Source organism: Candidatus Nitrosacidococcus sp. I8 (assembly GCF_945836005.1).
GTDB lineage: Bacteria > Pseudomonadota > Gammaproteobacteria > Nitrosococcales > Nitrosococcaceae > Nitrosacidococcus.
In genome coordinates, this window is the sequence record NZ_OX241534.1 from 1089151 (window position 1) to 1105449 (window position 16299).

Below are 16299 nucleotides of genomic sequence, written 5' to 3' on the forward strand. Positions count from 1 at the left end.
TTTAATGGATATTCCTATACTGCTGGCGATTTTTAGCCATATAGAGTGCAGTTTTGATTGCAGTATCTAAACTGCCTATATTCACCTTTCCTGTACCTGCTAGCTCTAAGGCTGTGCCATGGTCTACTGAAGTGCGAATTATAGGTAATCCTAAAGTAATGTTTACTGCTTGACCAAAACCTAAGTGCTTGAGTACAGGTAATCCTTGATCGTGGTACATAGCGAGTACCGCATCCGCTTGTTCTAAGTATTTAGGTACAAATAAGGTATCAGCAGGTAGAGGACCAATTAAATTCATTCCTCTAGCCTGCAATTTCTCCAAAACGGGGATAATGGTTTTTATTTCCTCATCGCCTAAGTATCCGCCCTCTCCTGCATGGGGATTAAGGCCGCATATTAAAATTTTAGGATGGCTAATACCAAAATCTTGCTGCAAGCTATCATGTAAAATTTCTATAGTATTTATTAATCCTTCATAAGTAATAGCTTGACTAACCTGACTCAAAGGTAAATGGGTAGTTGCCAATGCTACTCTAAGCCCAGAAGTAGCAAGCATCATGACTACTTGTGAGGTATTACAAGCTTGAGCTAAAAACTCCGTATGTCCGGTAAAAGCAATTCCTGCTTGATTAATCACTTCTTTGTGAATAGGTCCGGTCACTAGAGCTGAAAATTCTTTATTTAAACACCCTATAACTCCTCGTTGTAAGCAATTCAGGATATAAGCAACATTATTAGGATTCAATTGCCCAGGGATTACTGGAGTAGTCGTTGATAACGGCAACACTTTGAGAGTACCTACTTTGCCAGATTCTACAGAGCATGCAGAATTATAAGGAATAATTTGTAAAGATTGTCCTCGCTGCTTTGCTCGGCTGAGAAGAACATCAGGATCAGCAATGACTACTAGATCATATTCTCTATATTGTTGAGCAAATTCAATAACTATATCTGGACCAATGCCAGCAGGTTCTCCGGGAGTCAATGCGATTTGTATCGGTGTAGACACTAAATTTCCCCATTAAAGCTATCTAAGCGGTATTCTACATAGGCCTCGTCTCGAAGTTGGCGCATCCAATCCTCTAAATTCTCCTCTGCTTTTCTTGCATGAAGCTCTTGCTTTGCCTTATTACGACTATAGGAATCGGTCATATTTTTCTCTCTTTTAGCCACTACTTGGGCAATATGCCAGCCAAATTGGGTTTTAAAAGGCTCGCTAATTTCATCTGGGTTTAAGGAATAAATTACCTGCTCAAATTGAGGTACCATCTCACCAGGGCTAACCCAGCCTAAATCTCCTCCCTTGATTGCACTACCCTTGTCTTCTGAGTGAGCACGGGCTAGCTCCGTAAATTTCTCTCCTAATAAAGCCCGTTGTCTAAGCTCACTGAGACGTAATTCTATCTCCTCATCCCCCTTTAATTCATCGGTACGGATAAGAATATGGCGAGCATGGACTTGGGGTACTAATTTCTCTCCTACATCATCGCCTTTAACTTCTAATAACTTTACAATGTGAAAACCACTTGGGCTACGAATAGGATTACTTAGTTCTCCTACTTTAAGTTTAGGTATTTCATCTACAAATAAAGTAGGTAATTGGGATAATTTGCGCCAACCTAAATCTCCTCCTTCTAAAGCCTGATGGCCATCGGAATAACTCATGGCTACTTTTTGAAAATCTGCACCACTACGCAATTTTTCTATAATTTGTTGTGCCTGTTTTTTTGCTTTTTGAATCTCCTCAGGGGAGGAAGCCTCTGGTATTGCAACTAAAATATGGGCAATATGATATTGAGCATCTTGGTTGCCCTGCTTTTTTTGAGTAGCAATAAAGTTGTCTAGCTCCGCATCGCTGATCGTGATTCGATCTTCTATTTCCCTTTTGTGAAGCTGGGAGATAGTAATCTCTTCCCGAACGTTTTCTCGAAATGCTGAAAAAGGAATACTACTTTCTTTTAATTTATCTCGAAACTCGCTTAAGGTTAAGTTGTTGTGTTGAGCAATATTTTTTAGGGCTTCATTGAGCATATCATCACTCACTCTAATACCTACTCGTTCAGCAAGTTGTAACTGCAGATGTTGCATCACAAGTCGCTCTAATACTTGTTTTTCTAAAATATCTGTCGGCGGCATAGGACCGCCTTTAGCCTCTAATTGTGCTTCAATATTTTGGCTAGTTTGCTCTAGCTCACTTTCTAAAATAGCCTCATCATTGACTACTGCTACAATCCGATCTAAAAACAAATTACCTGCCCCATAGCTATGGATAATCCAAAACAGGCTAAAAAGAATAAAAACTACTCTCATAAAATTAGCTACCATTAAAGTTAGAACTGAGAACTATAGCCAGCGATACTTCGATCAAGTAGGGTATCTATTTTTTGTCCTATACTACCTAAGCCTTTTAATTCCATTTGGACCATAATGGATTTATTCATATCCCCTTGAAAATTAGTGACATAATCACGCCCTAATACACGAAGTGTCCAACAACAGCTGTCATACTCAAATCCACCTAGCACTTCAAGGGTTCTAGCATTTTTAATATCATGGTACCAACGTCCAATAAGGTTCCACCTTTTCCCTATAGGAAGTACGCCAGAAAAATCCATTTGTTCTAATACTTGGCGACGAAAACGATAATCGGCATTGAATATAATGCCACTTTTTTTACTATGATATCGAGCACCAATAGATCCAAGATCAATTTGATCATGAACTGGATCATAGCGAAGCTCTTCTGTGGTGGACCAATTTTCAGAAATTCGAGCAGCAAATTCTGAAACAATCTGGGAACCATACCCTGTCTGGGGCAAGAAGCCGGGCATCGTAACTCTTGGATCTTGGAAAAATTCAATTTGCCCGATAGAAGCCCGCATTACTTCATTGCCTGTAGTAGAACTCAGTAAGCGGCTAGTTAAGGCAAAAGTGATCTGATTAGCATCATTCATCCGATCAGCACCGGTAAACTGATTAGGCTGAAACAATCGAGCAAAGTAAAAATCTAAAGGAGCACTATCAAAGATAGGGAAATCACTTTGATCTTGATAAGGAACGTAGAGATAGTAAGCGCGAGGTTCTAAAGTTTGTCGAAGTCCATGACCAAATAAACTAATTTCCCGATCAAAGGTAGTACCCATATCAAAACTAAGTACTGGAAGTACTCGACTTAAAAAAGAACTATTAGCACTACCCCCAAACTGAGCTAATCCTGGAGATCCTAGCCCGAGTAAGTCTGGATTCTGTATGATATTAGAATTAGGTATATTCCCTTCTGCTCCAGGAATAGACTCATTATTTCTTACCCAATATTGAGTATCTCTTATCCCAACACTTGGGATAAAATGAACTCCATGACGTTCAAAAGGTAAACTTACCGTAGGCCAAAAATCTAGTCGTACAGCACTAGATGAAAAAGTACGCTGAAAGTTAACTGCTTCTCCATGAAATTTAAGATCCAATCCCATAAAACGATTAGGTAAAAACCCATCCACCAATAATTGAGGTAATCTTCGAGCTGGCAATGCGGCATCTGGAATCGCAGGATCAATATTTTTAAAAGCCTGTACCCGCCCAGTTGCATTCCAACCATTACCCACATAAATAAGGTCAAATTCATTATTCAGTATGGAGGTACTAGAAACGCTTAGGGTATTACTAAAATTTTCAAAGTAGGTTTTATCTGAAACATAATTCACATCAATATTTGTAATTAACCGGGGAGTCAGAGTACCAAAGTGTTGATAGAAAAATGCTCCTCGAGAGCTACCCCCATGTTTTGGATCATCGGGTAAAAAAGCAGCCCGTACCTGACCTTGATTGTTGGGATTTAAATAACGAAATTCTCCTTCAAGCATTAACCCACGTTCGGCGTAATAATGGGGAATTAGAGTGGCATCTCGATTAGGGGCAATATTCCAATAATAAGGAATATAAAAATTAGCTCCCGTATTACTAGAGCTCCCCCCCGAAGGTCTTAAAAATCCAGATTTACGCCGATCATCGATAGGAAAACGTATCCTAGGAAAATATAGAATGGGGAAATCCTTAACCCTAAAAGTGACTCCCTTTGCCCAGCCTACCCCTTGTTCATGATCTAAATCTATTTTTTTTGCCCTAAGCTCCCATGCATTACTCCCAACATCGCAGGTGGTAAAAGTGGCATTTCTTAAAAAAGTTTTAGCGGTTCCTTCACGTCTCATCCTATAAGCAGTGCCTCGACCATGGGTATCTCTTAAAAAATAACGGGCATGATGCATTTCCTTATGATCAATTTGTAGATCCATAGTAGTATCATCTCCAATGATATCTATTCCTGAATCTTGATAACGTACATCTCCAAATGCTTTTATCGTCTGACCTGGTCTATCATAGAATACCTCATCTGCATCAAGCCACTGCCCCATTCGTCTGAGCTTAACATCTCCAAGAAAAGTAGAAACCCCCTCTTTTTCTAACTTGGCACTCTCAGCGGTAATATCAGCAGGGCCACTTGGCGGGGCAAGCACATCTTTTGAAGCAGGTTCAATCATAGGACCGCATTTTTCCCACTGATATAATTGTCCTTGAGCACTTAAAGCTAAATTGTTTACTCCTAACCACAAAAAAAATAAGGAAAAAACCCAAGCTAGAAAGGCAGTATTTTTTTTTAGTTTCACCCAGTTTTGAAATAAACAGCACCGAAAAATGAATAGAATCTATATATTCTTAACATTCATTCAATGACAAAAAAATAAATTCTTGATATATTAATAGGAATTACGTAAAATGCTTATTTTTTGCGGGGCCATAGCTCAGCTGGGAGAGCACTTGCATGGCATGCAAGGGGTCGGCGGTTCGATCCCGCCTGGCTCCACCAAATAAAATGTCCTGTCCCCATCGTCTAGTCGGCCTAGGACATCGCCCTTTCACGGCGGTAACAGGGGTTCGAATCCCCTTGGGGACGCCACCTTTTTCATAGGTGCTTGTCATAAAGCGTTAAAAACAAAACGCTTATCCATCCGACTGTATCCTAATCCCTCTCCTTTCTTAATATAAATTTGATTAGGGATTCGCTCTTTAAGTGCTTCAATATGAGAAATTACCCCAATGGTTTTTCCTCTAGCATGTAAACTATCTAACACACCTAACACCATCTCTAAGCTCTCTTCATCCAGGGTACCAAACCCTTCATCTAAAAATAGAGAATCAATACTCATTTTATGGCTCACTAAATCTGACAATGCTAATGCCAGAGCAAGACTTACAATAAAAGTCTCTCCTCCCGATAAAGTCCGGGTATCCCGAAAATTATCTCCTTGCCAAGTGTCTATAATCTCCAATCTTAGTTCCTGATCTCCTGATGATCGCCGGAGTTGATAGCGGTTATGAAATTTTTCTAGCTGTTGATTTGCTAACTCAATCAGGTGATCTAAAGTGAGACCTTGGACAAAGCGGCGAAATTTATCCCCTTCCTTGGAACCGATTAGACTGTTTAACTGTGCCCAAAGTTTATAATTTTTTTCTTGTTTTTGAATAATAATCAAACTATCCTGCTGTTTTCTTTGTTCAGCTATATTGCTTGTGAGTTTTTGCTGAATTTCACCTTGTTGTTGCAGAATGAAATCTCGGCTTGATTGACGATCTATCGCTTGATTGTTGATTGTATTAATCGCCTCTTTTTCTTTAAGTTGAGGATTACTTTCGGCTAGCTCTGTTTTTTCTTGGGCAATTTTACGTTTTTCCTCCTCAAGCCAGCTTTGCTTTTCTTGTGCTTGCTTAAGCTCACTTTTCTTTAATTCATATTCCTTTTGTTTCCCTTGGTAGGCTTTCCATCGGGATTGTTGCATTGCAAGCCAATCATTTTGCTGCACTAGTAAGGGCAGATCTAAAGAAAATCCTTTTAAAAATTTAATCAGTTGCTGCTCTAAGTTTTTGTATTCTTGTGCCAGCTCTATCAGATGTATTTTCAAGTGGGTGCTAGTTTGATGGTGGTTATTATTCTCTTGGATTGCCAGATCTCGTTTATGCTTTTTTTCTTCAATTTGCTGCTCTATTTTTCCTTGCTGTTCTTTCTTTTGCTCTAGCCCGAGATTAATAGAATTTAATTGTTTATTTATTTCGTCTAAATCAGAAATTTTTTGCTTAATTTCTTTAAATAAGATATTAAACTCTTGTGTCTGTTCAATTTTTAGAGAAATATTTAATCCGCTCGCTGCTTCAAGCCACTTATTATTTAGCTCCTGTCGTGCTTTAATATTTTCTATTAGATCTTTTTTGCTTTGATTATATAGACCTTCTAATTTAGCCAAAGCAATTTGTTGTTTTTTATGCTCCTCTTGTAGCTCTCTTAGCTTTTCTATTTGATCCTGAAGTTTTTGCTCTGTTTCTGAAAGATTAATTTCTTTATATTGAGTAATCTTAGGATGCTCCGTAGCACCACACAAAGGACAAGGCATATCTGGTTGGAGTTTTGCCCGATACTGTGCAAGATCCACAATTTCTCGTTCTCGATCTCGCAGCTGAGATAGGATATTTAAGTGTTCTTGAACTTGGTCAAATTGCTGTTTAATCTCTTTTATTTGCTGATTTGTTTGCTCTAAATTAATCTGGCATGCTTCAAGAGATCTTTCATTTTCCTTGTATTGTGTTTGCTTTGTTTGAAATCCTTGCTGCCAATCAGCTAATCGCTCATAATCTCCAATCTGCTTTAAATGCTGATCCCGATCTAGTCTCCAGTCAGATTCCGAAATTCCAGCTAGTAAGCTCTCTTTTCCTTGGCTAAATTTAGTGAGTTGTGCTTCATAGAATTTTAATTCTTGCCCTAAATCGGCAATAGTTTTATCTTGTTCTGCAATTTGCACAACCCCTAGTGCTATTTTTTGCTGAAGCTGGTTAATCTCTCCTGCTATTTTTTGCTGCCGATCATAGATCTGTACTCGTTGCTTAAACTGATCTTCCCATTTGGGTAGATACTCTCCTAAGTTTTCTTTACCCTTATAGTGCTTTAAATTAGCTTCAATACTATTCAAGGCAACTTCCAGTTGTCTTTGATGATTCTGATTTTCTAAAATTTCTTGGGTTTTCGCTTGGTATTGTTTTTGGTAGTTTTGAATCTGATCGTAAATTTGTTGCTGCCGAGTTAATGCCTTTAACTCATTATCATATTGATTTTGTTGTATTTTTAAATTTTCTTTTATTTGGTTTAATTCAATTACTTCTTCTGGTGTGAGTAATTTTATATTTTCAGCACTGGTTTTCAGAAGATGTAAATCTATCTCATGTTGACGATAGGATTCAAACACTCTTCGAGAAATTTCCCCATAAATTTCCGTACCGGTCAGCTCTTCTAATAATGCTGCCTTCTCATTGGCACTGGCATTTAGAAAAGCAGCAAAGCCCCCTTGAGCGAGGAGCATCGCTTTAGTAAAGCGAGCAAAATCCAGCCCAGTAATCTGCTCAATTTGATTGAGTTTTTCCCTCACTTGGCTGGCAATAATTTTTCCATTACCCTTTGCTAATTCCACCTTAGCCGATTGTGGTTTACCCTCAATTTTATTGCGAGCCAGTTTTTGAGACCAAAAAGCCCGATAAACCTCATCGCCCACTTGAAATTCCACTTCAGCCAAAGATTCACTGGTATAGCGAGTTATAATCTTATAAGTATCAGATAATCGTGGAGTTTGATGGTATAAAGCTAAACAAATCCCATCGAGTAAGGTAGATTTCCCAGCCCCGGTAGCACCGATAATTGCAAACAAGCCATTAAATTTGGGATCTCTAAAATCAATTCTCCATTCTCCCTTAAGGGAGTTAAGGTTTTTTAGCCGAAGACTGAGGATTTTCATGTTTCTTCTGATAGGGTGGTAATAATTTCTTTAAATAATTGGGTCAGTTGTTCTTGTTCTGTGTCATCTTCAAATGTTTCTAGCTGGAGTCGACGTTGAAACACTTCTTCTACCGTAAGTTCAGATAGCGACTCTTTAAGCTCTCTTCTTAGCTCTGGTATATTTTGCTGCAGTCGTTTGATTCGTAACACTTCAACAGGGTAATTTTCCCATAGAGGTTGAAGTTGACTTTGAATATTATTCAAATAATCATTGTCTTGAATTTCTACCTCTAACCAACTAGGTTTTAGGGAGGAATCTAACATTTCCGATTGGGTAAATGTTTTAAACTGGCTTTCAATCTCAGAAATTTTCCCCCTAATCGTTGCTAGTTTTCGAAATATAGGAATACTTAGGGACTTAATTTCAATTGGCTGGTTAGGATTAGCCTCTACTAATAATACTTGCTTGATTTGCTTAGTTTCATCAAAACTTAAGGGAATCGGTGAGCCAGAATAACGAATATGATCCTGTTTTCCTGCAATTTGCCCTCGATGAAGATGACCCAATGCTAAATAATCCATAGGAGGAAAAGCTTGAGCTGGAAATCCCTCTAAAGTACCAATATAAATATCTCGCACTGACTCAGAGGATTGCCCTCCTAAAACCATTAAATGACCTGTTCCGATGATAGGTAAATTTTTACCTAGTTCCTGCCGTTTCTCACAAGCAAGATCATAAAGATTGGTATAGTGCTGTTTAATAGCTTGGCTTAAACCCTGTGCTTTATCATCGCTATTTTCCCCAGCTTGGCTAGTGACTAGTTCTTGAGGACGAAGATAAGGCACAGCACATAAAATAGCTCCGGGCTGACCTTGCTTGTCATGGAGAATATGAATCTGCTCTGCTAGATTTTCCCTAATTCCTCCCACCACTAAGCAATTTAGGCAGCAGAGTAATTCACGGGATTCATGAAGAGTGGCTACCGAATCATGATTACCACCAATAATGACTAACTGACAGCCTAAAGGCAGTAAGGCTACGATAAAATCGTTATATAACTTGCGTGCATAGCTAGGTGGTGTTCCTGTATCGAAAATATCCCCTGCCACAATTAAAGCGTTTACTTCATGGATTTTGATTTGATCCAGTAGCCACGCTAAAAATGCCTGATGCTCTAGCTCTCTACTTTTGCCCATAAAGTGCTGCCCAAGGTGCCAATCGGAGGTATGAATAATTTTCATTGGTTTCTAATTTTTATCTAAACTAATTATATTATTCAATGATTAAAAATAATTATCCAATCAAATAAAAGTAGATAAAACAAAAACAAATGAATCTTACTGAAGAGCAAAGAAAAATTATTCAAGCCAAAGGGAATCTTAAAATTAATGCAGTGGCTGGTTCTGGGAAAACGGCTACCATTATTGGGTACGCAAAATCTCGCCCTAAAGAGAGCAGGATTTTATATCTCGCTTTTAATAAAACGGTGCAACAAGAAGCAAAAGAGAAATTTCAACAAGCAGGGCTATCCAATGCCCATGCCTACACTGCCCATGGGCTTGCTTATGGCTATATTATGCGAAACAAGCAATATCAGATAAAAAGAAATAATTATAAAACCTATGAAATTTCCGAATTATTAAATATAGATAACGGAATTTTAAATAATTTTAAGAAAGAAAAGAATAAAGATAAATACTTACACTATATCCTTGCTAACCATATTTATAGATATATGGTGTATTTCTGTAATAGCAGTGAGATGAATTTAAAGGCACTAGATTATTTAAATGCTCTAAGAGTAGCTAAACTTCCTGCCAGCGTTTATACCATCGTCCATCAGTATTACCCATTAATTGCAACTAAGGCAGAGGAATTTTTCAAGAAAATGGAGGATGGAGCAATAGAGATTACTCATGATTTTTATCTGAAAAAATTTCAGCTCTCTGAACCTAAGCTACCCTACGATTATATTTTGTTTGATGAGGGGCAAGATGCCTCGGAGGTTATGTTGGATGTCTTTTTAAAGCAAAATGCCACAAAAGTCATTGTGGGCGATGCTCATCAGCAAATTTATGGCTGGCGATATGCCATTAATTCTTTAGAAAAAGTAGACTATGACACCTATCATTTAACCAATAGTTTTAGATTTCCTCAAAACATTGCTCATTTAAGCGCGCATATCCTGCAATTTAAAAATATATTTAATACTCCTATTGCACCAACCATTACCGGTACAGGAAAATCCCAATCTCTTATTTCAAAAGCAGTGCTTGCCCGAGGCAATATTGCCCTACTGAGCAAAGCCATTGAGTTAGTTATTGAACGGAAATCAGCCAATAAAATTTATTTTGAAGGGAACATTAACTCCTATACCTATGCAGATACAGGAGGTTCTCTCTACGATGTGTTAAATCTATACCATCATAATCATTGGAAAATTAGGGATGCGCTTATCAAAAAAATGGAGAGCTTTGCCGACATAAAGAAATATGCTGAAGACTCAGGAGATAACGAGCTACAAATGCTCATTGATTTAGTTGAGAAATACAAAAATAATCTTCCTGATATGATTCAAACACTTAAAGGTAATCATGTGGAAAATAAACAAGATGCTGAGATCATATTTTCTACCGTCCATCGAAGCAAAGGGATGGAATATGATCAGGTGGAAATCACCGAAGATTTTATTGATATTAACACTCTAAAAAAGAATGTAAATAATGAGCTATTAACTCATTTCATAGATATTAGGAAAAATAATGGTGACCAAGAAAATGAAATCGCCCATACCTTATTTTCTATCTTGAATTACGCTAATACTACCCACAAAAATAGCTTTGATAAAAACTATATAAACCTGGAAAGCTTTAATCAGGCTAAACTAAGCAAATCACTCAATGAAATTATTCAAGAACTAAAATCAGAGTTACTAAACTTACATTTTGAAAACTTAGTAAACCTCCTGCTCCCCTGCCTCACAGGTAAAGATCAAGGGTTAATCAAAAATATTGCACACGCCCTAAAGACTAGAGCCATTGAGGAAATCAACGTGCTTTATGTAGCAGTTACCAGAACAAAAAATAAACTATTTATACCCAGTAAATATCTGCCAGAAGCACTAAAAGAGGCAAAACAGTTTTAGTGATTTATTAAATTCAATCTTTAAAAATAAAATAGACTGCCCCTAAAATACACAGCCCCGCCCATAGATAATTCATTTTTAAGGGGGCATGAAAATAAATCACGGCAAAAGGAACAAATACAGTTAGGCTAATCGCCTCTTGTAGTATTTTAAGCTGACCTACAGTTAATACCGTATATCCAATACGATTGGCAGGCACTTGAAGTAGATATTCAAACAACGCAATGCCCCAACTAATAAAAGCAGCAATAAACCAAGGCTGGCTACTCAATCCTTTCAAATGCCCATACCAAGCAAAGGTCATAAATAAATTACTCAAACAAAGTAAACCAACGGTGGCAATAATGGGTTTCATTTAAGATGCTCCTTAAATTATTAAATTTCTTATATAGCATATCTTGATTTAAACTATCTCCTTGCGATAAGTGGATAAATCAAATTCTCAAACTAAACTTAATAGTTTGAGGAGAAAATGATGCGTAATATAATCATCAAGAATCTTTTTGCCATGGGAATCGTTGCTTTTTCTACCCATGTTTTTTCCCAGAATCCACCACCTCAATCACCTACTGGTACTGCACCTCCTGCCCCACCTAGGGTAGCTCCTATGTATAACCCTGAACAATTACCTGTTTATTCAGGAACAATTCAGCAATATCTTCTTAGTCCCAAGGGGGATATTGACGGTCTATTTATGAACGATGGGACAGAAATCAAAACTCCTCCCCATCTTTCATCTGTAGTTGCTTATTTTGTGCATCCCAGTGATAAAGTTACGATTCACGGTTTAAAGGCAATGAATCTTCCTTTGATAGAAGCATTTTCAATCACTAACGAAGCCACCGGAAAAACAATTACAGATTTTGGTCCCAAAAAAGGCAGATTTAACTATATAGAAACAGAAGGAGAAGTGCGTACCGCTTTACATGGACCTCAAGGAGAGATCAATGGAATTCTACTTCAAGATGGCACCATATTGCATTTTCCACCCCCAGAATCCTACCGATTCTCTGAACTTACTCATCAAGGGCAACACTTATTTATTGAAGGAAATGAAACCAATAATGTGCTAGGCCGGGTAATTGAAGTAAATCGTATGGGTATTTCTAAAGATCAGTTAATTTCAGTAGAAAGACCAGGGTTGGGACCAAGATCAGGAAAAAGACCTCCTCCACCACCACGTTAATCACCAAATAAAATTCAAAGAAGAAAATATATAAATAATAATGAAACAATATCCTGCCCTAGATTGGCTTAATTTCTTTATTGCCGATGTAAAAGATGGGCTAGGTCCTTTTTTAGCCATTTACCTTGCTAGCCAGCACTGGAGCACCAGCAACATTGGTATTGTGATGGCGATTTTAGGGGTAGCAACTGTTCTTGCTCGTATTCCAATGGGAGGACTTGTCGATCAAGTTGTCCGAAAGCGAGAACTCATTGCGGTTTCTGCAGGAATCGTTGCCATCTGTTCCGTCATCACCACTTATCTTTCTGGATTTTGGTCGATTGCCATTACCCAAACAGTGATTGGCATTTTTGATACGGTATTTCCCCCTGCTATTGCCGCTATTTCTCTTGGGATTGTGGGAGCTAGTAAATTTACCCGACAAGTGAGTCGCAATGAAGCCTTTAACCATGGCGGCAATATTCTTTCTGCCCTCTTGGCTGGGGTGGCTGGCTGGTGGATCAATCCCGGTGCGGTATTATGGTTTGTTGCGTTTATGGCTATTTTTAGTATCGGTACCGTATTAAAAATTGATAGTAAAATCATTGATTACAAAGCAGCAAGAGGGGCAACTAAAGATCAGCAAGCTCCGATGAGTTTTACAGAACTATTTAAATATCCACCATTGTTAATTTTTACCACCGCAATCACCCTCTTCCATTTTGCTAATGCTGCCATGCTACCTTTAATAGGGCAAAAAGTAGCACAAGATCATCCTAATGAAGCAAGTTTAGTGATGGGGGCTTGTATTATTGTTGCCCAAGTCATTATGATCCCCATGGCGATCTATGTGGGTCGCAAAGCAGACATTATAGGGAGAAAGCCTATTTTTTTAGTGGGTTTTTTAGTATTACCCATTCGAGGATTTCTCTATACCCTTTCTGACAATTCCTATTATCTGGTCTCTGTTCAACTGCTGGATGGGATTGGAGCAGGAATTTTTGGAGCTTTATTCTACATTGTGATTGCTGATCTTACTCGAGGAACGGGGCGTTATAATTTAACCCTAGGTGCTGCCTCTGCCTGTTGGGGGTTAGGGGCAGCACTGAGTAATTTAGTTGCAGGTTATATTGCAGATCATTTAGGTTACAACACAGCATTTTTATTCCTCTCTGGCATGGGCATCATAGCCTTACTATTGCTCTGGCTTGCCATGCCAGAGACTTTACACTTAAATAGATCTAATCAAATAATGAGTCACACCTAGGGCAGAGAAGTAAAAAATTAAATAAACACTAATGACACTGGCTACGAATCTCTTCAATCAGATCAATCATTTTATTCTGACTAAATTGGGTTTTAAATTGAATATCAATGCTTTTGCCAAAAAACCTTCTCGCATGATCAATCTTGGCTTTTTCTACTGCTCTTAATTCTTCATCACTCTCTATCCCTTTGCTTTCAATAATAAAGTTAAGTTTTTTCTTGCCATCAGTATATTCAATCACATAAGCGAAATCAGGAGAATAAGTAGTACCGCCAGCCACTGGAATTCTGATTGAATTCTTAGGAATTTTGGTAAACACAATCACCTCTTTGATATGAGCTTGAATATTCTCTTTTTCTAGCTCGGAATCGTAGTACAACTCTTCAAAAAAATAATTGTCTGCCACGGCTTCATCCTCACAGCATATGCCAATATCTGCTCCATTGATTTCTTTTAGCACATTACCTTGGCAATCCGTCAATTTAGTCGGATGAATTTGATTGGAGATTTGCTGATAATCAATACTAAACTTGTCGATGGCATGAGTCATCAGATAAGTATTAAACTGCCCCTTAATCGCTCGTAAGGTGGTGGCATTTAAATATTGATTGATATTTAACTCTGCCATGGCTTCCCCCATAGCTTGATGCAAGGTGATTCTATTGATACTCAAAGACGTTGCTAGCTGAGTTAAAAACTGGCTATAGCTCAGGGTGGTTATTTTGGTAGCATGCCCATCGCTTACGGATTCAATAGGATGACTACTCGCTTGATTATTTTTAACCTCAATCTTTGCTTGGCGTATTTTCAGATAATCCTCTTTAAGCTGTTTTTCTAAACCATCGCTTTTAAAAAAAACTAATAAGCAATGCCTTAAATTCCGCTTCATTCTTAAATTGATACTCTAGAATCACTTTCTCATTGAGTTTTTCCCACAGGGTTTTAAGTTCATGATAGCGTTCAGTACGCACCGTAATTTTATTTGCTTTTTTATCACTACGCTTAACTACGCCTTCTTTTAGTTTTTGGAAAATATCGGGATAAAGCGTTTTAAGTTTTTCAAAGCCATCTACTTTAAAAGTTTTGTTAAACTCAATGATCTGATCTTCTTCAATAAGCTGCTTGAGTAACTGATTTTCATCATGAGCAAATTGACTATAACCTCCCAATAAAGCTTTGATCATCCCATTGGTTAATTTTTCTGGTGGTGTATTTTCTATCCCCGATTGCTCATTGATTTCATTCACTAACTGATCAATAAATTCACTCTCTGAAAAATCTACAAAATAATTTAAATAAAATTGTTCTTCTTTAACCCGATTGCCATATTCATTGACAGGTAGGCGTAACCCTCGCCCTACTTCTTGTAGTTTTGATATTTCACTGCCACTACTGCGTAATTTGCAAATCTGAAATACATTGGGATTATCCCAACCCTCACGCAAAGTCCATTTTGAAAAAATAAATCGCCTTGGATTATTTAGATCCAATAGTGCTTGTTTATCATGAAGGATTTCATTGACTTCCTGTGCAATGTCTTCATCTTTTTCTGCGTTGTCCTTTGAAAAATATCCTCCATGGGTTTGGGATAAATCCTCTAAAGTTCGTTCAAGATATTCCCGATACCGCAAATCCTGCTCTGTTGCTAATAATGTTTTGACTTCAGATTGCACGCACTGCTCTAGGGTTTTGCTTAAATAACCCTCCTCATTACGGTATTCTTCTATCTGATCAATAAAAAATAAGGTGAGTGGTTTAATCCGTATCTCACGAGTCAGGAGCTGTTTTTCTAACTGAAAATGCTCATGGACTGCGGTTTGTATCATTTTTTCTTGTACTGTTTGCGCATAAGAATAAGGATTGATCTTATTTCCCCGTTCTAGCTCCAACCCATTGGAAAGCACTACTACAGTTTTATTTAACCCTTCTATAGTTAAGCCCGTCATAGCAGGATGAATCCGGCTTAAAGACTCCCATTTAGTTAATTTGACAGATTGATGAGATTTACCTTCCGTAAGCTTAAAACTTGCTTCACGCCCATCAGTACTGACTAGCTTTACTAAAGCATTTTTACCTGCGTCAAACTCGGCAATATAACCATTAATCCCTTTCACCAACCCACGATTAAAGGATTCAATGGCAGTGAGGCGATAAACTAGGTTTTCATGTTTTTTAAAAGTCGCTCCATAGCGTAAAACAAACTGGGGTCTTATTTTTTGAATATTCTCCCATGTTTTTTTATCCTGATTAAACTTGTGGGGTTCATCAATAATCATAAAAGCGTTAGTGGCTGCCAAGGCTTCCATGGGCGTGTTATAGCGATCAAATAAGGTTTTATCAAACGACCGTGTCATGGTCTCGGAATTAATCATTCCAGAGTTAATCACTAATACCTGAATATGATTTTTATCAAAATTACCTGCCTCTACAAAATGACTAGCCGCTAGAGGAAAACTAGGCTTTTTACGCTTCTTTTGGTTTTGGCTCTCTACACTATGTAACTCAAGGGTTTTTTGATATTGATGATGAAAATGACGGCGACAACTCTCGGATTTTAAAAAACTAATGGTTCCTGCCTTGATGGGTAAGGTAGGTACCACCACAATAAATTTAAAAATTCCATAGGCTTTATTGAGTTCAAAAATAGTTTTGGTGTAAGTATAGGTTTTCCCTGTGCCAGTTTCCATCATCACATCAATGATAGAACCATCTTTTTTTATCTCCTCGATAATCCCAAAGCTTTGTTGAATCTTACGGATATTGTCATAATAAATAGGTTGATTTTGATATTGAAATACAGGATTAATACCATCGCTTTATACTCCTGATATTTTTTCTATAGGCAGATCGGCAAATACGCCAACCACACTTTCCACTGCCTTGGTTTGATGATCAAGATCATTTTCAAAGT

At 37.8% G+C, this 16299-nt stretch carries 11 protein-coding genes and 2 tRNA genes; 5 read left to right on the forward strand and 8 right to left on the reverse strand.

The genetic code is table 11. The features are described from left to right. Position 1: 1 nt before the first annotated feature. The 3 genes from pdxA to OOL07_RS05435 are packed head-to-tail and all read right to left on the reverse strand — an operon-like array spanning position 2 to position 4661. Positions 2-1009: a 4-hydroxythreonine-4-phosphate dehydrogenase PdxA gene (pdxA, locus tag OOL07_RS05425; RefSeq protein WP_264695484.1), complete on the reverse strand. Its 1008-nt coding sequence runs from the start codon at positions 1007-1009 to the stop codon at positions 2-4. Further along, the gene (locus OOL07_RS05430) at positions 1009-2310 is read right to left on the reverse strand and encodes a peptidylprolyl isomerase (RefSeq protein WP_264695485.1); all 1302 of its coding nucleotides are present in this window, start codon (positions 2308-2310) and stop codon (positions 1009-1011) included. Before OOL07_RS05430 ends, pdxA begins: the two co-directional genes overlap by 1 nt. 20 nt (positions 2311-2330) lie before the next feature. Next, positions 2331-4661 carry an LPS-assembly protein LptD gene (locus OOL07_RS05435; protein WP_264695486.1) on the reverse strand — a complete coding sequence of 777 codons (2331 nt, stop codon included), beginning with the start codon at positions 4659-4661 and terminating at the stop codon, positions 2331-2333. Positions 4662-4785: 124 nt separating this feature from the next. Here OOL07_RS05435 and OOL07_RS05440 point away from each other — a divergent pair. After that, positions 4786-4861 (forward strand) — tRNA-Ala (locus tag OOL07_RS05440). A 13-nt stretch (positions 4862-4874) separates the two neighbouring features. Continuing rightward, positions 4875-4951 (forward strand) — tRNA-Glu (locus OOL07_RS05445). Between the two features lie 19 nt (positions 4952-4970). Here OOL07_RS05445 and OOL07_RS05450 read toward each other — a convergent pair. Then, positions 4971-7829, reverse strand: coding sequence for an AAA family ATPase (locus tag OOL07_RS05450; RefSeq protein WP_264695487.1), 2859 nt, complete (start codon positions 7827-7829; stop codon positions 4971-4973). Beyond that, the gene (sbcD, locus tag OOL07_RS05455) at positions 7826-9052 is read right to left on the reverse strand and encodes an exonuclease subunit SbcD (RefSeq protein ID WP_264695488.1); all 1227 of its coding nucleotides are present in this window, start codon (positions 9050-9052) and stop codon (positions 7826-7828) included. Before sbcD ends, OOL07_RS05450 begins: the two co-directional genes overlap by 4 nt. Before the next feature lie 89 nt (positions 9053-9141). Between sbcD and OOL07_RS05460 the strand changes: the two genes are divergently transcribed. Further along, positions 9142-10956: a UvrD-helicase domain-containing protein gene (locus OOL07_RS05460; RefSeq protein ID WP_264695489.1), complete on the forward strand. Its 1815-nt coding sequence runs from the start codon at positions 9142-9144 to the stop codon at positions 10954-10956. Between the two features lie 13 nt (positions 10957-10969). On the opposite strand, the gene OOL07_RS05465 is transcribed toward OOL07_RS05460, so the two are convergent. Further along, a complete protein-coding gene (locus OOL07_RS05465) occupies positions 10970-11311 on the reverse strand; it encodes a DMT family protein (RefSeq protein ID WP_264695490.1) in 342 nt (113 codons plus the stop codon). A 117-nt stretch (positions 11312-11428) separates the two neighbouring features. Here OOL07_RS05465 and OOL07_RS05470 point away from each other — a divergent pair, with 117 nt between their 5' ends. Together OOL07_RS05470 and OOL07_RS05475 are read left to right on the forward strand one after the other, a co-directional pair. Further along, on the forward strand, positions 11429-12142 hold the full coding sequence (locus OOL07_RS05470; RefSeq protein WP_264695491.1) for a hypothetical protein: 714 nt from the start codon (positions 11429-11431) through the stop codon (positions 12140-12142). A 40-nt stretch (positions 12143-12182) separates the two neighbouring features. Beyond that, positions 12183-13388, forward strand: coding sequence for an MFS transporter (locus OOL07_RS05475; RefSeq protein ID WP_264695492.1), 1206 nt, complete (start codon positions 12183-12185; stop codon positions 13386-13388). A 28-nt stretch (positions 13389-13416) separates the two neighbouring features. Here OOL07_RS05475 and OOL07_RS05480 read toward each other — a convergent pair whose 3' ends face one another. Both OOL07_RS05480 and OOL07_RS05485 read right to left on the reverse strand, forming a co-directional pair. After that, positions 13417-14277, reverse strand: coding sequence for a restriction endonuclease (locus tag OOL07_RS05480; protein WP_264695493.1), 861 nt, complete (start codon positions 14275-14277; stop codon positions 13417-13419). Then, positions 14237-16195, reverse strand: coding sequence for a type III restriction-modification system endonuclease (locus tag OOL07_RS05485; protein WP_319804044.1), 1959 nt, complete (start codon positions 16193-16195; stop codon positions 14237-14239). Before OOL07_RS05485 ends, OOL07_RS05480 begins: the two co-directional genes overlap by 41 nt. Between the last annotated feature and the right edge of the window lie 104 nt (positions 16196-16299).